Consider the following 18,047-nt stretch of genomic DNA (forward strand, 5'->3'; position numbering starts at 1 on the left):
AAATCACAAAAAGGAGATCACTAAGCAAGCACCTTCCAGCTAACCGGACTATTAGCACTTACATCGATGATGGCTCGCTTACCAATTACCTTATCCAGATACTTAGGCGGCAGACCGTATCCAGGCCTAACACTTTTGACATAATCAGGCGTGACAATATCGCCAGCTTTAATATCCTTCACAAAATATAGAGATCGCCTGAACTTAACATTAACCGACTCACTAGCTTTCTGGCCATAATCAACACAGCCTAGCGCCTCCCAAGCCGTCAGCGCCCCGCGACAAAGTTTTTCCAACTCATCGGGCTCCAACGAAAAACTGTCATCTGGCCCTCCACCCTGCCTGTCTAGAGTGAAATGCTTTTCAATAATCGACGCCCCCATTGCAACGCTAACAAGCGCTGTAGTGTTGTCTAGCGTGTGGTCGGAAAGCCCGGTTACTAACCCAAAGCGCTCACACATATCCCAAATCGTCCGTAGATTATAATCCGCTGCTGGCGCAGGATAGCCACTCACACAGTGAAGGATAGCCAGCTCCTTGCAACCGCCTTCCCGAGCCGCGTCAATCGCTTCTTGAATTTCTTCCGCATCAGCCATGCCTGTCGAAATGACAATTGGCTTGCCGGTACTGGCCGCATATTTAATCAGCGGTAGATCAACCGCCTCGAAGGACGCAATCTTGTAGGCTGGAGCGTTGAGGTTCTCCAGTAGGTCGACGGCTGTATTGTCAAACGGCGAACTAAAGATGGTGATCTCGTGCTTGCGGGCGTGCTCGAAGAGCGGCTTATGCCACTCCCAAGGCATATGGGCTTCTTGGTAAAGCTGGTAAAGGCTTTTGCCGTCCCAAAGCCCACCATGGATCTGAAACTCCTCGGAGTCACAGTTCAACGTAATAGTGTCCGCAGTATAGGTCTGCAGCTTGACAGCGTCGGCGCCGGCCTTCTTGGCTTCTTCGATAATTTTCAGCGCCGTCTCTAGCCGGCCATTATGGTTGGCGGAGAGTTCGGCAATGATGTAAGGAGGAGCGTCAGCCGCGATGCGGCGTCCTGCAATATGGATGCTCGGAATGTTCGACATGCGGTTATCTCTCAATCGCTCGGTTGCCATTCGCCGGCTAGCAAGCCGAAGCACACCACATCGTGGTGATGCTGACCATCGAAATGCTGTTGACGCAGGACGCCTTCCTCTCGGAAGCCCATGCTTCGGTGGAAGCGGATTGATCGCTCGTTAAAAGCTAAGGCTTGGCCGCAGAGCTTGTGGAAGCCAACTTCGTCGAAAGCGTATCGAAGCGCAACCCGACCTAGTTGACGGCCGGTCCCTTTTGGAGCATCCGGCGCTGCGTAGAAGCCCCATTCAGCTATCCCACCGGGCGCTATCTGTTGGAGATTAATAAAGCCAAGCGGGACTTCCCCGTCTTCGAAAATCAGCAGGTGCCGGCCGGGGTCTTTCGAAGCCCTCTCAAACCACCCGGCATGCTCTTCAAGCGTGATCTCATGCCGGGTATACATGTAGCGGCGGACCTCCGGGTGATTGCGCCAAGCTAATACGCACTCGAGATCGACCGGGCTCATGGGTCGTATTCGCTGGCAAGGTAATTGCTTCACGTCAGCTCTCCATTTTCTTGATCACAGCACCTACGCCATGGCCATCTACGATTTGCATGGCAGCCTGGCTCATGGTCTGGAGAGCGTTGAAATTACCAGCTATTCGCAGCAACAACCTGGGGATGGAGTCTGCGATAGGCTGACCCTCCCCGACGATCAGTGCGGCACCAGCGTCTTCCAGACCTTTAGCAACCTGCTGCTGGTTCTTCGCTAGCACTAGCATGATCGCTGGAACGCCGAGGCAACAGCGCTCCCAGGAAGTGGCGCCTGCTGCACCAATCACCAGATCACTGTCGGCCATCAGTTGCGCCATATCGCTCACACCGACCTTAACCTGAGTGGGCCAGGGGAAGCCTTGGGCGATACGCTCAACGTCAGCAAGCCAAGGAGCAGTCGCTCCCATTACGATCGTAACCTTGCAATCCGCGGGAAGCGGACAGGAGCGAAGCGCCTCCAGCACCTGGCTGGTGGCATTGCCCTTGTCGACGCCCCCCATGGTGATCAGTAGTCGGCGCAGCTCTGGCGGAGAACGGCGCTGAAGGCTATAGCGGCGCAGTGCCGCAAACTCCGGTCTCAACAAAGCGTATTGCGAGCCGCACAGCAGTCGACAATCCGTTGGCACCCATGGGCGATAATCCTCGCTAGCGCGGCCAAACGTTTGGTCGAGGAGCAGGTCGCATCGATGTGGCCGATCAGCCAAGTCATCGATAACCATCAACCGACCGTAATGGGGCTTAAGGTCATGTTCCCAGCGAGCATCCAGCGCATAGTGATCGACAACAAGCCAGTCGGGCTGTATCTCGCTCAAGAGTCGAGCGCAGGCTTCAGCATCCTGCTGCTGGGTTGCGCCAAGCCAGTGGGCGTGGCTTAGTGCTTTTTCATTGGCTGGCTCAGGCGCATTTAGCGCCACTTCCGGCAACGCCACGGATGGCAGGGCGTGGCAGATATAGCCCTTGGTCCGGATCAACTCAATCAGATTGCCGGCATGCTCGCGACAGATGAACCGGCAGGCCGCGCCTTGAGCGGCCAGGGCCTCGGCAAGGGTCAGGCAACGCATAACGTGACCGGTACCAATATGCAAGGAGGCATCAGCGCGGAAGACGACGTTCATCAGTGATCTCGACCTTCGTGCGCCTGCATGGCCTTGAACAGCCACTCTGCCTGCGCCCAGTCCTCTGGCGTGTCGATGTCCTGTACACGGTGACGGGGCAGTACCACCGGCAACGAACCCGGGCTGAAGATCAACCTGCTCTGCAGCCAGGCGTCAGCGCGTCCCCAATAGAACTGGCCGGCGTCGTGGAACGCCTCTTCCAAGTCTTGCGAGCGTGTATTGAAGTGCGCGGGGTTGAGCATTTCCACGCGGCCTTCGCCATTTATGCGGACAGCACGCTGGATGGGGAACGCGTAACTGGTTACTGAGAAGGCGTAGTCGCAGTCGCTCTCTTCGAGGATTTCCAGACCACGTCGCAAGTCTTCGATCTTCACAAACGGGGCCGTAGCGTATAGACAGCAAGCGTGCTCCACCGAAAGGCCCTGCTGGATGAACCAGTCGATGGCATGACAAATCACCGGGATGGTACCGGTGTGGTCATCGGACAGTTCTGGCGGACGCATGAAGGGCACGACGGCGCCGTACTGGCGAGCCACCTTAGCGATCTCTTCATCATCGGTGGAGACGACGACCTGATCGAAGCAGCCACTCTGCAGCGCAGCCTCGATCGACCAGCCAATCATCGGCTTGTCGCAGAACGGCTTGATATTCTTGCGCGGGATACGCTTGCTGCCGCCACGAGCGGGAATAAGGCAGAGTTTCATATAGCACGGCTCAACTTAAAGCCCGCAAGATGGCCCGCTCCGCCATTTCGCTATACGACTTTATTTCTTTATCAAACCCCATAAACCTCTCAAACCCGTTTTCGCGATCGCTACTTATCAAGCTTAGCAATTGAAGCGCTGGCGCCACTGAAGCGGTGGGCTTTCTTAAAAAATCACCCTGAAATAGCATTTTCAACCCACTCTTTACGCTGCGAACCGGAGCACCAAATGAATAATTTGGGACACTCACCTTTCTACCCAAAGTAAGCCCGTAGTCACACCCTCTCCCGTCCTGCTCAAGCAAATACGAGTACTTGCCTCGCTTCAATGCAGATACGTGAGCATGAACCCTAAACCCCACGTGCATATCGGCATCCTCATAGATGTCGAGACCGCTTTCCGGATTCTTATATATTTGAGCACTGCCCACGGAGTTAGCTTTGCAAAACTCCTCTACAGCCAGACCAACGCCATGTTGCGCAATTGTTATACCAGCATCAGGAAATAGATCTTGCAGACCCCGTACGAGAGTAGACAACGCAGGCATATACACTTTTGGGCGATGCGGATCTGAAACCACAATCCTCCGGATTGGCCTAGCCCGCTCAAAGCTAGCGGAACAGGATGAATCTGAGAAAAAAGCGATATCACCGGAAAACTCAGCGCGATCAAGCCCTATCCTCATACAAAGTGTTTGAGTTAACGACCCCCTTGTAGTAAATACTTTCGATTTATCGTTAACCTCGCGAAGCAATCGAACTGTTTCATCACTGAAACCTGAGTAAATGGACGAGCTGCTGACTTCCAAGTCCGTCCCTGCGGAAATCACTGAAAACGGTACGCCTGACCTGGCCACATCATTCAAATAAGGGTACTCGACTTTATGCATGTTCCGCCTGATCGCCAAACAGGCAAAAAAAACATGATCGGCCCCCAAAACAATAGAAGAAACCTTCTCCCAAGCATCCGCTCGCCACACCACAGCAAACTCAGCATGCCGAAAAAGGCGGGCAATAGACCTTTTCAAACAAGCAGTAATGAGATAATCACCGATATTCCTCGACCCATGCTCGGGATAGGTTGTGACTATTACTATCTTCATGCGCAAATAAACCCTTACGAAACCCTGCCCAATCAGAACGAAGAGAGCCAGCTACGATAACTATATTTAAAACGCGTAAAAATCATCGCGCACTTCGCACAAGTGCACGCACAACGTTGGCTTGCTGCGCATCACTTAAGGCGGGAAAAATTGGGAAACTGATGGCCTCGGCGTAGTAACGCTCCGCGTTAGGCCAATCACCGGGCTCGAAACCCATGCGCTGGTAGTAGGGCTGGGTGTGGACCGGTATGTAGTGCAGATTGACGCCGATGCCTTGCTCACGCAGCGCTTCGAACACCTGCCGATGAGTTTTGGTGATTTTGTTCAGTTGAAGGCGGATAACGTACAGGTGCAAACCGGAATAGCTGTCCGGGTGCTGCCAAGGCGCGGTAACCGGCAGGCCGTCCAGCAGGGAGTTATACCGCTGGGCCAACTGGTGTCTGCGAGCAACGTACTGGTCGAGGCGTTTCATCTGGGCGATGCCCAAGGCAGCTTGCAATTCGGTCATCCTGTAATTGAAGCCCAAATCGATCTGCTGGTAATACCAGGGACCATCGCTGTCGTGCGTCATCTGCGCGGGATCGCGCGTGATGCCATGACTGCGCAGCAGCTCCATACGCTCGGCCAGCGCCGGGTCGTTGGTCATGGCCATTCCGCCTTCGGCGGTGGTGATGATCTTGACGGGATGGAAGCTGAACACCGTGATGTCGCTGTACCGGCAGTTACCGACGTATTGGCCTTGGTACTTGCCGCCGATGGCGTGCGATGCGTCTTCGATGATGCGGAAGCCATAGCGCTGGCTTAGTGCATGGATCGCCTCCATTTCGCACGATTGGCCGCACAGGTGCACCGGGACGACGATCTTTGGCAGTTTGCCCGCCTTTTCCGCCTCGATCAGCTTGGCTTCCAGCGCCACGGGTGAGAGGTTGTAGGTTCGCGGGTCGATATCCACGAAGTCGACGCTCGCTCCGCAATACAGGGCGCAGTTGGCCGAAGCGACGAAGGTGATCGGGCTGGTCCACAGGTAATCGCCCGGGCCAAGTCCCAGTGACAGGCAGGCGATGTGCAGCGCCGAGGTGGCGCTGTTGACGGCGACCGCATGCCTGGCGCCTACATGCCGGGCGACAGACTCTTCGAACCGGGGCACGACAGGCCCTTGGGTGAGGAAGTCGGAGCGAAGGACCTCCACGACAGCCTCGATGTCCGCCTCGGTGATGTCCTGCCGGCCATACGGAATCATCGCTTAGATACTCCCGATCTTTTCCCGGTTGGTTTCGATCCACGCCTGCAGTTCGGAATCGCTCATCCACTCCCGGTTATTGTCGCTGGAATAGACGAAGCCTTCCGGCACCCGTTTACCAGCCTTGATCCGCTTGGGGCAAGTCGCCCAGCCATGGATGGTGGGCAGGATCTTGAAGTGCTCCGGGTATTCATAGGTGAAGTAGGCATCCTCGACGCTGATCATCTGCTCGTGCAGTTTCTCGCCAGGTCGGATCCCAACGACCTCCTGCCGCGCTTCCGGCGCGACGACCCGGGCGAGGTCGGTCACCTTCATGGACGGGATCTTCTTCACGTAGATCTCACCACCCTCCATGTCATCGAAGGCGTGCCACACCAGTTCCACGCCCTGCTCGAGAGAGATCATGAAACGGGTCATGCGTGGGTCGGTAATAGGGAGCACGCCCTTGTCGCGGATCGACATGAAGAAAGGGATCACCGAGCCACGCGAGCCCATTACATTGCCATAGCGCACCACTGCGAAGCGCGTTTCGTGCCCACCGGTATAGGAGTTGCCAGCGACGAACAGCTTGTCCGAAGCGAGCTTGGTCGCACCGTACAAGTTGATAGGGCTGCTGGCCTTGTCAGTGGATAGCGCCACGACCCGCTTCACGCCACGGTCGATGCAGGCATCGATCAGGTTCATCGCGCCGTCGATATTGGTCTTGATGCACTCGAAGGGGTTGTATTCGGCAGTCGGCACGATCTTGGTTGCAGCGGCATGCACCACGTAATCGACGCCATCCAAAGCACGGTATAGGCGATCCTTGTCTCGTACATCGCCGATGAAGAAGCGCACCCGGTCATCGCCAACAAATTTCTTGGCCATTTCCCATTGCTTCATTTCATCGCGGGAAAAGATAATTACCTTCCTGGGGTTGTATTTGGCCAGGGTCATCGGCACGAACGTATTACCGAACGAGCCGGTACCGCCAGTGACCAAGATGGTCTTATCTGTTAACACGTGAATACTCCAAATCAGGCGTTACCCGAGGCCATACGATTGAATGCCTCGTTCGTTTTAATAAGTTCATCGTAGCTGCCCATACCGCTCAGGCGCCCGAGATTCAGCATATAGATCGTATCGCAGCGCTTCACCGTACTCAGACGGTGCGCAATAAGAATGACCGTCTTGCTCCCCGCCAGCTCATTGACCGCCTCCATGACTGCGGCTTCCGTCGCATTATCCAACGCGCTGGTGGCTTCGTCGAATACTACTACGTCGGGATCATGGTATAACGCTCTAGCAATGCCTATCCGCTGGCGCTGCCCACCAGACAAGCGAATACCCCGCTCGCCGATCCCGGTGCGATATCCCTCGGGAAGGTGAGCACTTATAAATTCATGAATATGTGCCGCTTGGGCGGCGCGCTCGACAGCTGCTTGGTCGATCTCATGGTACGGAATACCGAAGGCGATGTTCTCCGCGACGGTTGCATCCGCGAGATAAATGCTCTGTGGGACGTAGCCAATATTACGCTGCCAAGCAGACACGCTTTCTACATTGAGGGCGCGTCCGGCTACACGAACTTCACCCGCTGTAGGATCCAGTAACCCGAGAATCAGATCAACTACTGTGCTTTTGCCCGCCCCGGTACTACCAACGAAAGCGACGCAGCTTCCGGATGCGATTTTTAGGCTGAGGTCTTCAATGACAGGCCGATCCACATCAGGATAATGGAAAGTGACCTGACACAACTCGACATCGCCACGGAGCCGTTCCATCCCGGCGTCAAAAGCAACCTTGGCGTCCTCGGTGGAGGCCTGCGGAACGCTGAACAGATCAGCATGCAGGCTGTCCAGCGCCGCGTGATAAAAGCGCAATTGGGTACTGTTCTTGAATATTTCCTGAAAGGCGGGCAACAGGCGATAACCAGCAAACGCATACAAGGCGATCATCGGCATGGCCTGCTGTAGACCACCGTACTGCGCCATTAGATAAAGCACCAACACCAGAACGCCGCCAAATGCGATGGCCTGGATGGCGTACTGAGGGACATCGCCCAAGGCCTTGCTCGCTGACTGATGAGACGCGTAAGCGAAGGAAGCTTTTTCGAAGCGCTCCAGATATGAGCGCTCGCGGCCTAGCAGCCGGAGCTCCTTGTTTCCGTTGAGCGCTTCATTGGCGAGGACGAACCGTTGCCTGTTGGCCTCGACGCGCTGCTGGCCCAGACGTTTCAGCAACCGTCGACTTAGTACATATACGCAAAAGAAACTCCCACCGAGCACCGCGCCTACGACCAGTGTTAGCACTGGCTCGACGACAAACAGCAAGGTGATGACCAGTACCGCTACGATGCAGCCCGAGGTCATCTTGAGCGCCGGTAGCAGGACCCCGTTGATCACCTCCTGCACTTCCGAAAACAGAGCCTTGCTCAAGTCTGCCGTATTGCGCCCGAGGAAAAATATATACGGCTTGGCCATGTAACCGGCTAGCAGCCGGTATGAAAAGGCGTGCGCCCGCATACTAGAAAAACGCAGCACGCAGTACGCGGTCAATGCTTTCAAAGCCAGGCTGGTGACGAACACCACCAGCACGACAGTGCCGAGTATGACCATGAACGTACGAGGTTGCTGCATACCCGACCATTGATACAGGGCAGCCAGGTATGGATTCGTTTCCACTACCGCAGGGTTCGACAATACAGCCACGAACGGCATAACGGAGGCCACACCAACCACCTCGACCAGCGCGGCACCCAGCATCAACAGGAAAAGCAACGCAACCTTACGGCGTTCTTGCTGATTAAAGAGAGCGTTCAATTTTTTGTAGACTTCAAACATTACAACCTCAACATTCGGTAGCTGCCAATACCAACACGCCAGCTGATATCAGATGAACACCCGAATCGTGCGAGAGGTGATCAAAAAAAAACAAAACCACAATAATACGGACAGCTCACAACGTCACCCGAATATAGTTCGATAGGGCAGCGCTCGCTCGTACTTCAGATAAAAGAAAGCACTACAGTACATCAGGATCGCCAAAAAAATGAATATCCGCCTACCAGCGCAAAATAACAAAATACAAGACGGCACCAATATCAGCAACAAGGGCGCGCAAATAAGCTCATTAACTCTTAAGGAAATTATTCCGTAATCATGAAACAAAAGAACAAACGACAACCCTGCCAGGTATAGATGTATAACCAATTTATTATAGACACTCAGACCGATAAGCTTTTCATAATAAAAAATCGCGAAAAAGGCAAAAAACAGCTTCATTAAAATCCCACCACCGAAAACATTTACTGCATTGGCATGCTCTGAAGAGGCATAGGTGATGATTCGGGCACTATTTGACACGCCTAGCGACGTTGCGAGTTCTGGGAGTAACCAGCCCGCCCCTCCCATCACAGCGCACAACAAAGAAAAGCATAAAAGAAAAGCAAGAGCCCGTAACCTTAGCTTCCTTACGAGCAAAAATGGAATAGCAAAAAACGCTATCAAGTGAAACATGGAGGCGACAACCATCAACCCAACGTATCGCCAGACTTTCCCTTCACATAAATAAAACACCCCACACAGAAAAATTCCGGCGGCAAATGCATTTCTTACCTGTCCAATTTCCTTCCAGAACAGCTCACTCAAATAGACAAGTACTGAAACCCCAATCAGAGGAGACATTTCACTAATAGCCCAAAGCTTTAACCCTATCGCAACCGCCGAAAACAACGCGACAAAGCTAAAGAACGTCCCAAAGATTGATTTTTCCAGCACTACCATTAAAGCAAAGCCTGGCTCTATGCTACGCAAACCTGGGACATTAAAAGCCCAACTATCGAACGAACCTGAACTATCGATTGCGTCATATAACTGCCAATAACTGAAATAGTCCACCGTAGCATATCGAAACGCAACCACGGCGAAAATACTAAGGAAAAAAACTACAACTGCGCGCCGATCCAGCTCCCTGGAGAACAGGCCGACCCCCGCAACCGAACTTATCAATGCAAAAAGCAACCAAACAGCCATCAGTATTTCACTATCAATGCAGTTTTAACTGTCTGTTGCGAACCAACCGAGCTTCTCTGGCTAACAATAAAAAAGACGCGCCCCCAAAACCCACAACAAGAGAAAAAGCCACAATTAGGATTTTTTCAACACCCCCCTCTTGCTCCTGAAAATCGAGGGTTTCAATTCTGTAAAAGGATAGATCTTTTGCTGAGACTTCTGCACCAAAGCCTCTGTAGAACCTTTCAAGATCCGAAATCGTTTCCTGCTTAGCCAGCTCGAGCAACGCTCTTAGGTTGTCTTTCGCTTTTTTTGGCGAATTAGAGAAACTTATCACCTCTACCCTTCCAGTGAATCTATTGGATGCGAGCCGTACCGGACTTATAAGCACATTGAATCTGGCAGCATCGATCTCGTTTTGTACACTTAGCCTAGACAAATTTAAAGCCATCAGATCAAACATGCCCTCAGCCGCTTCCAAGCCTTCGGAGACGGATAGTGGGGGCAGACTTCCATCCGAAGCCAGGCCGACCGTGACAATGCCTTTTACTTCACCGATCGAAACAGGCGAAATAATGGCGCTAGCCTTGTAAGCGCCCTCAATCGAAGCGACATACAACCCTGAGATAACCGCAGAGACGACCAGAAAACAAAAAAGCAGTTCTTTACCGGCCCATAGAATCGCCACCACTTCCGATAACTTGAAGAAACCATCAAACACGATTTGGTTTCCTTGGTTCCCCTCCATTGAGCTTTCACTCCCCCCTTTCGCCTCGTGAAGCGCATTGTCCGTTTCCACCGGCAGCTCGCATTCCAGTCAAGAAACTAGCTAATCCCTTCTGATTAGCATGAGCGGAATAGCCGGAAACTATCGTGTGGCCTGCCATGCCCCGAGCCTGACAAACGACGAATAGCACTTATGCTTTAAATCGCCCAGCATGGCTTTCAAGTTAGCAATCCTGCCACTTGAGCAAATGCCGTGGCCGGCAATCACGTTGGCTGGACGAGCGGCAAGTAATGTGCGCTCGGCCATTCGCAGGTGGCCGGCGTGGCTACAGAAGATGATCAGCCGCTCGAAATCCAACGGGCGATAGCTGAACTTTACACGTTTGAGGGAGTCTTGATTCCAGAAGTGCAGGACTTTCCGATAGACTGTGAAGCCGCTGGCCAGCGGCGAGTCGAGGATGATGGGACGTTTTAGCCAGTCTGCTCCTTCGAGCTCGTGATTAGACACGTTCTTCATGACCAAGCTCGCTCCAGCTGGGGCAGGCGACCTGTTCAGCTTGACCCGAATGATCTCTTCCAGCTTATACAGAAGTTCTTGGGTTCGAACGATGCAAAATGCGGAGATCAGTACTATGCCGCTGTCGCGGAGCTTTTGCTCGATAAGGCGCTCCAAGCGATGCCGCTGCGTGCGACGGTTCTCGTGCTGGCGGTCTTCATAACTACTTTCAATAATGAAGGGCATCGGCTGGTTGGTTCCTTTAACCTTGCTTTGTGAGCGGCATCGCAAAATAGGAACATTCTGCCATGCGATTGCCCGCACACCAAGCGCGGGGAAAATATTTTTTCTAAGCAAGGGAACTTTTGCATATCCGCCGCCTGGCCTTATGAGTGTTCTAAACCGAATGCAGACATGCGCCTACTGCTCGTCATTCACCCGATCCCGTAGCTCCTTCCCCGGCTTGAAGTGCGGCACGTACTTGCCGTCGAGGCTGACGGACTGGCCGGTCTTGGGGTTGCGGCCGATGCGGGGGGCGCGGTAATGGAGGGAAAAGCTGCCGAAGCCACGGATCTCGATCCTTTCACCGGTGGCGAGGGCCTGGGCCATCTGCTCGAGCATGGTCTTGATGGCGAGCTCGACGTCCTTCGACGAGAGCATGCCCTGCTGGCTCACGATTCGTTCGATCAACTCCGACTTGGTCATGGTTTTCCCTTCGTTTTCAAGCGGCTAGATCATTGCGGTGCGTTCGTTTGTAGCATGTTGATCAGACTTTGAACAGCCCGAAGGGATTGACAGATCGATCGTCATTAAGGTGGCCATGCGCGACGAGAAACGCGTCGCCCACCGATCGGCCATCAGCGGGCGTCCAGGCCCCCTTGGGAGGGTCTCGGTTGCCGTTGCAGCGCGACTCCGGTTGCGGTGTTTGGCGTTCCTTCACTAGCGGCAGAAAACTTGAATAAAAAAAGGCGACGCCATGATGGGGGTCGCCTGTTCAACCATTCGGGTCGATATGCACTTATTCATCGGATCACGCAGATTCGATGGGTTAATTCTCGGCGCACCGCCTCTGTTCAGCCACTGCACGTTGGTCTAACAAATCGATGTCCTCAGGCTTGTTCAGGGTCAAGAACAACGCTGGGGCTTTCGTTCGATTGTTCGCCACCTTCGCTCTGGGGCATGCTCGACGCTTTTCATGGCGACGGCAGGGCGAAAAATGAACGACAGGCAAACAGCGCATCTGCCGCTGCACGGGCTCAAGGTGATCGAAATGGGGCAGCTGATCGCCGGCCCCTTCGCCAGCAAGTTGCTCGGCGAATTCGGCGCCGACGTGATCAAGATCGAGCCGCCTGGCGTCGGCGACCCGCTGCGCAAGTGGCGCAAGCTCAAGGACGGCACCTCGCTCTGGTGGCATGTGCAATCGCGCAACAAGCGCTCGGTAACGCTGGATCTCAAGGCCGCGGAAGGCCAGGAAATCGTCCGCCAGCTGGTGGCCGAAGCCGACATCCTGGTGGAGAACTTCCGCCCCGGCACGCTGGAAGAATGGGGCCTGGGCTGGGATGAGCTGTCGAAGCTGAACCCTCGGCTGATCATGCTGCGCATTTCCGGCTACGGACAGACCGGACCTTATCGCGACCTGCCGGGCTTCGGCGTGATCGGCGAAGCCATGGGCGGCCTGCGTCACCTGTCCGGCTATCCCGGCCAGCCGCCGGTGCGGGTCGGCGTCAGCATCGGCGATTCGCTGTCGTCGCTGTATGGCGTGATCGGTGTATTGCTCGCCCTGCAGGAGCGCAACCGTAGCGGCCAGGGCCAGGAGATCGACGTGGCGCTGTACGAGTCGGTGTTCGCCATGATGGAAAGCCTCGTGCCCGAATACGACGCCTTCGGCTACGTACGCGAGCCGGCTGGCAGTGCCCTGCCCGGCATCACGCCGTCCAATTCCTATCTGTGCAACGACGGCGCCTACGTGCTGATCGCCGGCAATGGCGACAGCATCTACAAGCGCCTGATGACCCTGATGGGCCGCCAGGACCTCGCCGACGACCCGCGCTTCGCCCACAACGACGGCCGCGCCCAGCACGCCGAGCTGATCGATGCCGCCATCGGCGAATGGACCATCCAGCACAGCCGCGACGAGGTGATCGAAGCACTCAAGGGCGCCCGCGTGCCGGCCGGCTATCCCTACACCGCCGCCGATATCGTCAAGGACCCGCACTACCTGGCGCGACAGATGATCGAGCAGGTGCAGACCTTCGCCGGCCCGCTCAAGGTGCCGGGCGTGCTGCCCAAGCTGTCGCGCACGCCGGGACGCATCGGCGAAGGCGGCCCGCAACTGGGCGAGCACACCGACGATGTGCTGGCCGGCCTCGGCCTCACCGATGAACAACGCCAGGGCCTGCGCGAACGCGGAATCATCTGACCAGTGCGTCATCCACCCTGCGCCCATACGTAGGGTTGGACAACGCGAAGCTTGTCCACCTGCCAGCAAGCCACAACGGTGGATGGGTAGAGCGTCATCCACCCTGCGAAACCCCAGGACTCCCCATGAGCAAACGCCTGTATATCCAGGAAGTCGCTACCCGCGACGGCTTCCAGATCGAAGCGGACTTCGTGCCGACCGAAGCCAAGATCGCTCTGATCGACCGCCTCTCGCAAAGCGGGCTGGCGAAGATCGAGGTCACCTCCTTCACCTCGCCCAAGGCCATCCCCAACCTGCGCGACGCCGAGGACGTGATGCGCGGCATCCGCCGTGCGGAGGGCGTCGAGTACACCGTGCTGGTGCCCAACGTGAAGGGCTGCGAGCGCGCCCTGGCCTGCGAGGTGGACGAGATCAACCTGGTGATGTCGGCCAGCGATACCCACGGCCTGGCCAACCTGCGCATGACGCCTGAGCAGTCGCTGGTGCAGTTCCGCGAAATCATCGAAGCCACTCGCGGCAGTGGCGTATTCATCAACGCCTCGCTATCGACCACCTTCGGCTGCCCCTTCGAGGGCGACGTGCCCGAGCGGCGCATCCATGAGCTGGTGCAACGCCTGCTGGAAATCGGCGTGCAGGGCATCACCCTCTGCGACACCACCGGCATGGCCGACCCGGCGCAGGTCGAGCGCATCTGCCGCGAGGTGCTGCACAGCTGGCCGCAGGCGGTGTTCACCGCACATTTCCACAACACCCGCGGCATGGGCCTGGCCAACGCGCTGGCAGCGCTGAACGCCGGCATCGACCGCTTCGATGCCTCGCTCGGCGGACTCGGCGGCTGCCCCTACGCGCCAGGCGCCAGCGGCAACATCTGCACCGAAGATCTCGTGCATATGTTCCAGCGCATGGGCCTAGACACCGGCGTCGATCTCGACCGCCTGCTGCAATGCGCCGCCGACCTGCCCCAACTGGTCGGCCACGACGTACCGGGCGCCGTGCTCAAGGCCGGCAAGGCCGATCGCCGTTATCCGAGACCGAAGTGGATGCAGGACGCCGGCCTTTGAATCCGTGCGAAGCGCCCGGCGGTGTGGCGTCATGAGCGCAAGTCCAGTAGCGACTGGCACAGCACAAAGCCTGCTGAAGGCGGGATCGAGCAATGAGGTGTGATTCTAGTGCTTGTGGTGAGAAGCGAGACTGTCGGCGCAGGCGGATCCCGCTGCAGAACGTTTGGTTAAGGGGCGGGCTTTAGCCATCCCGAGTGAGCGAAGCGAACGGCTTGAACCACTTGTTAGGAGCTTGCCACAAACAATTGGCTGTATAGCTCATTTATTGTTTGAAATTTCATGAAGCTACCTTTTTTTATAGTTCTAATATTTGGTCTTTCAGTTTTTAGGCCGGAAGCATTACCTTTTGTATGCTTGGCGATTTTTAGATTTTCTAGGCTCGGTAGTGGTTGACCTGGAGCCGCGCCGAAAAAATAATACGGCCCGAGTTCTAGCGTTTCATTGTTGAAGTGAACCAAAACTACACAGCCAGATGGTTTTTTTGCCAGCGATACATGGATTTTTTGTGTTGCGGTTGCCGAGCCAATGAATGTGGCTTTGAGTTGAATATGTCTAATGACACCGTTTGCTTCGGCAATAATATCGTAGCCAGAGTTGTCGACCTCAGGTTTAGAGATTTCGAGACTAAAGTCTTTTATTTTCCAAGAGAGTTTGAGTAACTCGCCAATGAGCAAGTGTTCAATCAGCTTTTCACGATATGAGGAGTGGAGCGAATGCTCTGTCATTTCTTTGATTCCTGCTCCGAGTGAAAATCGGATAGTTCCTAACGTTTGGTTAAAGGGCGGGCTTTAGCCCGTCCCAGTGAGCGACGCGAACGATTTGAACCACTTGTTAGCCGGCCCCAATAGGTGCATTGCATACGGGGCAATGACGAAATCGAGTATCTACTCGGGTGGTGGAGGATTTTCGACGTTTTGAGTCCCAGCATGCTGGGCAGTACAGACCACTGTCGGCCTCGAAGATATAGCAGCCCCACTTTCTTCCAGTAGGTTTTTCATCAACGGGCTGTGATGTCTGTTTAAGCAGATTATTTTCTTCTTGTAGCTGAGCGATGCGCTCTTTAAGAGAGGTAGCTTCCAACTTTAGGTCAGCAAGTTCGCTCGAAAGATCAGCTAGCAGATTTTTAAATTCGGCATCTTCAATATTTTTGGAGATTTCACGGAGCCGCTTCGTCAGGCTAAGTGACGTACTTATTGTCGAGATAATATCCATTAACTCTTCCTTGATAGACCAACTATAATTAGACGCCATGTGGTATATAAGGCGCCGAACGGGCTTGGTGTATAACATTCCACTCGCTGTTGTCTCCGACCTTCTAGCTCGGGCCTCTCAGTGACGCCGGGTGTTTATACACCAGCCCAACGAGGCATGAAATTGCTGCCGCCCAACATTGCCCCGCCTGTGACCTTCGGCGCACTCTCTACCATTGCCGCGTCGATGAGTTGTCGAGATCACCGAACGTCTACCAGGCAAACGAAAGCTGGCAAGCACAAGCGGCAGGCCTAGCAGAGCCCTAAAAAAACCAACCACTGCAGGCCAGAGAAACGGTTAGGTCTCCCCGTCCGCAGCATCTAGCAACTGGCTCAATCCCCCTGACAGAATCGTAGAATCGCCTCCGCCACCACCTGCGGCGCCTCGCGCTGAGGGAAATGGCCGACGCCCGGCAATAGCTGTCGGTGGTATGGGCCGCTGAATAAGGCCTCACGCCCGGCCGAGGTTTCCGGTGCGTTGCAGGTATCGGCCTCGCCGTGCAGCACCAGCGTTGGCACGGCGAGCACCGGGGCCGGTTGCAGCAGCGCCTCGTCCGATGCATAGGCAGGATCGCCGTCGACGAAGCCCCAGCGGTGGCGATAGGAATGCAGTACCACGGCAGCCCAGTCCGGGTTGTCGAACGCCTCCAGCGCCTGGACGAAATCCGCCTCCCTGTACCAGCCGGCCGGTGACCAGGTATCCCACAGCAGCCGCGTGAAGGCCGCGCGATCCTCGACTACCGTCTGCTCGCCGCGCGGGGTGGCCATGTACCAGTGGTACCAGTAGTTGCGCGCCTGGCTGAGCGAGATGTGCTGGTTCGGGTCATTGGTGCCGTAGCCCACCGCGAGCATTACCAGCCGTGCGGCGACGTGATGGCGCAGCCCGCAGGCATTGGCCACCGCCCGCGCGCCCCAGTCATGGCCGACCAGCACCGGCTGGTCGAGGCGCAGCGCATCGATGAAGTCCAAGAGATCGCGGCCCAGTGCGGCCAGCTGGCCGCTACGTGGGGTCAGAGGGTCGATAAAGCGCGTCTGGCCGAAGCCGCGCAGCGTCGGGCAGAGCACCCGGTAGCCCGCTGCGGCCAGGCGCTCGGCCACGGGCTCCCAGCCTTCGGGGCAATCCGGCCAGCCGTGCACGAGCACGGCCACCTGCTGGCCGCGGGGGTTCCATTCGAGATAAGCGATATCCAGCACGGGTGTGCTGACCGTGGCGTAACGACTCATGCCGGCGTCTCCTTGCGCGCTCTGGTCGGTCAGCATAAGCCTGGTGCTAAGCATAAAAAACGGGCCGGTCACATTGGACAGGCCCGTTCGTTCTCGCCGCTTGCTGCCTTTGCAGGCTCAGGAGCGGTTGGCCGCCTGCGCCGCTTCGATCAGCTCGACGCCGATGTCGTTCTCGAACTTCTTCCACACAGGTTTCATCGCCTCGCGCCACTGGGCGCGCTGCTCGGGGGTGAGCTCGATGATTTCGGTCTTGCCGGAGGCCGCGATGGCCTGGCGTGCCTGCTGGTTGAGGTCGTCGGCCTGGCGGTTCACCTCGGCGGTGACCTCTTCCATGATCGTTTCCAGTTCGCCGCGCACATCTTCCGGCAGGCCGTTCCAGAACTTGGTGTTGGTGATCACCATGTAGTCGATCAGGCCGTGGTCGGAGGCGGTCATGTAAGGCTGCACCTCGTGCACCTTCTGGCTTTCGTAGTTCGACCAGGTGTTCTCGGTGCCGTTGACCACGCCGGTCTGCAAACCCTGGTAGACCTCGGCGAAGCTCATCTTGCGAGGGTTGGCGCGCACCGCCTTGAACTGCTCGTCGAGCACGGCGGAAGCCTGCACGCGGAACTTCAGCCCACGGGCATCCTTCGGCTCGCGCAGCGGCTTGTTCGCCGAGAGCTGCTTCATCCCGTTGTGCCAGTAGGCCAGGCCGGTGATGTTCTTGTCCTCCATAGCGCGCAATAGCGCCTTGCCCTGCGGGCCGCTCTGGAAACGATCGGCAGCCGCCAGGTCATCGAACAGGAACGGCAGGTCATAGATCTGGATGGCCTTGGCGTAATGCTCGAACTTGGCTAGCGACGGCGCCAGCATGTGCACGTCACCGAGCAGCAGGGCCTCCATTTCCTTGCCGTCGCCGAACAGCGAGGAGTTCGGGTAGACCTCGACCTTCACCTTGCCCGGCAGGCGTTCCTCGGCGAGTTTCTTGAACAGCAGGGCGCCCTGCCCCTTCGGTGTGTTGTCCGCCACTACGTGGGCGAATTTGATGGTCACGGGGTCGGCATGCACCAGCCCGGCGACGGTGAAAGAAAGCGCGCAGGCGAGTGCCTTGAGCTTGTTACTCAGCATGGAAGTACCCTC

Annotated in this window: 18 protein-coding genes; 2 read left to right on the forward strand and 16 right to left on the reverse strand. The window is 56.2% G+C overall.

Features of this window, described 5'->3' with window-relative positions; all coding sequences use genetic code 11:
• Positions 1-20 precede the first annotated feature (20 nt).
• The 12 genes from pseI to ihfB all read right to left on the reverse strand — a co-directional run bounded on the left by pseI (position 21) and on the right by ihfB (position 11,679).
• Positions 21-1,076, reverse strand: a complete 1,056-nt coding sequence (gene pseI / locus AC0KXH_RS10295) for a pseudaminic acid synthase (protein WP_439931639.1) — start codon at positions 1,074-1,076, stop codon at positions 21-23.
• An 11-nt stretch (positions 1,077-1,087) separates the two neighbouring features.
• On the reverse strand, positions 1,088-1,570 hold the full coding sequence (gene pseH / locus AC0KXH_RS10300; protein ID WP_439931659.1) for a UDP-4-amino-4,6-dideoxy-N-acetyl-beta-L-altrosamine N-acetyltransferase: 483 nt from the start codon (positions 1,568-1,570) through the stop codon (positions 1,088-1,090).
• Positions 1,571-1,604: 34 nt separating this feature from the next.
• Positions 1,605-2,714, reverse strand: coding sequence for a UDP-2,4-diacetamido-2,4,6-trideoxy-beta-L-altropyranose hydrolase (gene pseG / locus AC0KXH_RS10305; RefSeq protein WP_439931638.1), 1,110 nt, complete (start codon positions 2,712-2,714; stop codon positions 1,605-1,607).
• A complete protein-coding gene (gene pseF, locus AC0KXH_RS10310; RefSeq protein WP_439931637.1) occupies positions 2,714-3,418 on the reverse strand; it encodes a pseudaminic acid cytidylyltransferase in 705 nt (234 codons plus the stop codon). Before pseF ends, pseG begins: the two co-directional genes overlap by 1 nt.
• A 10-nt stretch (positions 3,419-3,428) precedes the next feature.
• Positions 3,429-4,520, reverse strand: a complete 1,092-nt coding sequence (locus tag AC0KXH_RS10315; RefSeq protein ID WP_488223346.1) for a polysaccharide pyruvyl transferase family protein — start codon at positions 4,518-4,520, stop codon at positions 3,429-3,431.
• An 82-nt stretch (positions 4,521-4,602) separates the two neighbouring features.
• Entirely contained in the window at positions 4,603-5,760 is a 1,158-nt protein-coding gene (gene pseC, locus AC0KXH_RS10320; protein WP_439931635.1) for a UDP-4-amino-4,6-dideoxy-N-acetyl-beta-L-altrosamine transaminase, read from the reverse strand.
• A 3-nt stretch (positions 5,761-5,763) separates the two neighbouring features.
• Complete coding sequence (gene pseB / locus AC0KXH_RS10325; RefSeq protein WP_439931634.1) at positions 5,764-6,762, reverse strand: UDP-N-acetylglucosamine 4,6-dehydratase (inverting); 999 nt, start codon at positions 6,760-6,762, stop codon at positions 5,764-5,766.
• A gap of 14 nt (positions 6,763-6,776) precedes the next feature.
• Complete coding sequence (locus AC0KXH_RS10330) at positions 6,777-8,582, reverse strand: ABC transporter ATP-binding protein (RefSeq protein WP_488223347.1); 1,806 nt, start codon at positions 8,580-8,582, stop codon at positions 6,777-6,779.
• Between the two features lie 123 nt (positions 8,583-8,705).
• Positions 8,706-9,773 carry an EpsG family protein gene (locus tag AC0KXH_RS10335; protein WP_439931632.1) on the reverse strand — a complete coding sequence of 356 codons (1,068 nt, stop codon included), beginning with the start codon at positions 9,771-9,773 and terminating at the stop codon, positions 8,706-8,708.
• A gap of 13 nt (positions 9,774-9,786) precedes the next feature.
• Complete coding sequence (locus AC0KXH_RS10340; RefSeq protein WP_439931631.1) at positions 9,787-10,551, reverse strand: hypothetical protein; 765 nt, start codon at positions 10,549-10,551, stop codon at positions 9,787-9,789.
• Positions 10,552-10,620: 69 nt separating this feature from the next.
• The gene (locus AC0KXH_RS10345) at positions 10,621-11,220 is read right to left on the reverse strand and encodes a hypothetical protein (protein WP_439931630.1); all 600 of its coding nucleotides are present in this window, start codon (positions 11,218-11,220) and stop codon (positions 10,621-10,623) included.
• Between the two features lie 174 nt (positions 11,221-11,394).
• Positions 11,395-11,679 carry an integration host factor subunit beta gene (gene ihfB / locus AC0KXH_RS10350; protein WP_439931629.1) on the reverse strand — a complete coding sequence of 95 codons (285 nt, stop codon included), beginning with the start codon at positions 11,677-11,679 and terminating at the stop codon, positions 11,395-11,397.
• 511 nt (positions 11,680-12,190) lie between these two features.
• Between ihfB and AC0KXH_RS10355 the strand changes: the two genes are divergently transcribed.
• Positions 12,191-13,393, forward strand: a complete 1,203-nt coding sequence (locus tag AC0KXH_RS10355) for a CaiB/BaiF CoA transferase family protein (protein WP_043220438.1) — start codon at positions 12,191-12,193, stop codon at positions 13,391-13,393.
• A gap of 125 nt (positions 13,394-13,518) precedes the next feature.
• The gene (locus AC0KXH_RS10360) at positions 13,519-14,454 is read left to right on the forward strand and encodes a hydroxymethylglutaryl-CoA lyase (protein ID WP_488223348.1); all 936 of its coding nucleotides are present in this window, start codon (positions 13,519-13,521) and stop codon (positions 14,452-14,454) included.
• A 224-nt stretch (positions 14,455-14,678) separates the two neighbouring features.
• On the opposite strand, the gene AC0KXH_RS10365 is transcribed toward AC0KXH_RS10360, so the two are convergent.
• From AC0KXH_RS10365 to AC0KXH_RS10380, 4 genes are all read right to left on the reverse strand, one after another.
• Entirely contained in the window at positions 14,679-15,179 is a 501-nt protein-coding gene (locus AC0KXH_RS10365) for a hypothetical protein (protein WP_138300106.1), read from the reverse strand.
• A 106-nt stretch (positions 15,180-15,285) separates the two neighbouring features.
• A complete protein-coding gene (locus AC0KXH_RS10370) occupies positions 15,286-15,666 on the reverse strand; it encodes a hypothetical protein (RefSeq protein WP_224109948.1) in 381 nt (126 codons plus the stop codon).
• 371 nt (positions 15,667-16,037) lie between these two features.
• Positions 16,038-16,928, reverse strand: a complete 891-nt coding sequence (locus AC0KXH_RS10375) for an alpha/beta fold hydrolase (protein WP_488223349.1) — start codon at positions 16,926-16,928, stop codon at positions 16,038-16,040.
• A 117-nt stretch (positions 16,929-17,045) separates the two neighbouring features.
• Positions 17,046-18,035 carry a TRAP transporter substrate-binding protein gene (locus tag AC0KXH_RS10380; protein ID WP_063541819.1) on the reverse strand — a complete coding sequence of 330 codons (990 nt, stop codon included), beginning with the start codon at positions 18,033-18,035 and terminating at the stop codon, positions 17,046-17,048.
• Positions 18,036-18,047 lie beyond the last annotated feature (12 nt).

Source organism: Stutzerimonas sp. CXK-1 (genome assembly GCF_057738225.1).

Bases quoted from the DNA above. Each gene is read 5' to 3' on its own strand.
- pseI (WP_439931639.1), bottom strand. From the start codon at position 1,076: ATGTCGAACATTCCGAGCATCCATATTGCAGGACGCCGCATCGCGGCT.
- pseH (WP_439931659.1), bottom strand. From the start codon at position 1,570: ATGAGCCCGGTCGATCTCGAGTGCGTATTAGCTTGGCGCAATCACCCG.
- pseG (WP_439931638.1), bottom strand. From the start codon at position 2,714: ATGAACGTCGTCTTCCGCGCTGATGCCTCCTTGCATATTGGTACCGGT.
- pseF (WP_439931637.1), bottom strand. From the start codon at position 3,418: ATGAAACTCTGCCTTATTCCCGCTCGTGGCGGCAGCAAGCGTATCCCG.
- AC0KXH_RS10315 (WP_488223346.1), bottom strand. From the start codon at position 4,520: ATGAAGATAGTAATAGTCACAACCTATCCCGAGCATGGGTCGAGGAAT.
- pseC (WP_439931635.1), bottom strand. From the start codon at position 5,760: ATGATTCCGTATGGCCGGCAGGACATCACCGAGGCGGACATCGAGGCT.
- AC0KXH_RS10330 (WP_488223347.1), bottom strand. From the start codon at position 8,582: ATGTTTGAAGTCTACAAAAAATTGAACGCTCTCTTTAATCAGCAAGAA.
- AC0KXH_RS10335 (WP_439931632.1), bottom strand. From the start codon at position 9,773: ATGGCTGTTTGGTTGCTTTTTGCATTGATAAGTTCGGTTGCGGGGGTC.
- AC0KXH_RS10345 (WP_439931630.1), bottom strand. From the start codon at position 11,220: ATGCCCTTCATTATTGAAAGTAGTTATGAAGACCGCCAGCACGAGAAC.
- ihfB (WP_439931629.1), bottom strand. From the start codon at position 11,679: ATGACCAAGTCGGAGTTGATCGAACGAATCGTGAGCCAGCAGGGCATG.
- AC0KXH_RS10355 (WP_043220438.1), top strand. From the start codon at position 12,191: ATGAACGACAGGCAAACAGCGCATCTGCCGCTGCACGGGCTCAAGGTG.
- AC0KXH_RS10360 (WP_488223348.1), top strand. From the start codon at position 13,519: ATGAGCAAACGCCTGTATATCCAGGAAGTCGCTACCCGCGACGGCTTC.
- AC0KXH_RS10365 (WP_138300106.1), bottom strand. From the start codon at position 15,179: ATGACAGAGCATTCGCTCCACTCCTCATATCGTGAAAAGCTGATTGAA.
- AC0KXH_RS10370 (WP_224109948.1), bottom strand. From the start codon at position 15,666: ATGGATATTATCTCGACAATAAGTACGTCACTTAGCCTGACGAAGCGG.
- AC0KXH_RS10375 (WP_488223349.1), bottom strand. From the start codon at position 16,928: ATGAGTCGTTACGCCACGGTCAGCACACCCGTGCTGGATATCGCTTAT.
- AC0KXH_RS10380 (WP_063541819.1), bottom strand. From the start codon at position 18,035: ATGCTGAGTAACAAGCTCAAGGCACTCGCCTGCGCGCTTTCTTTCACC.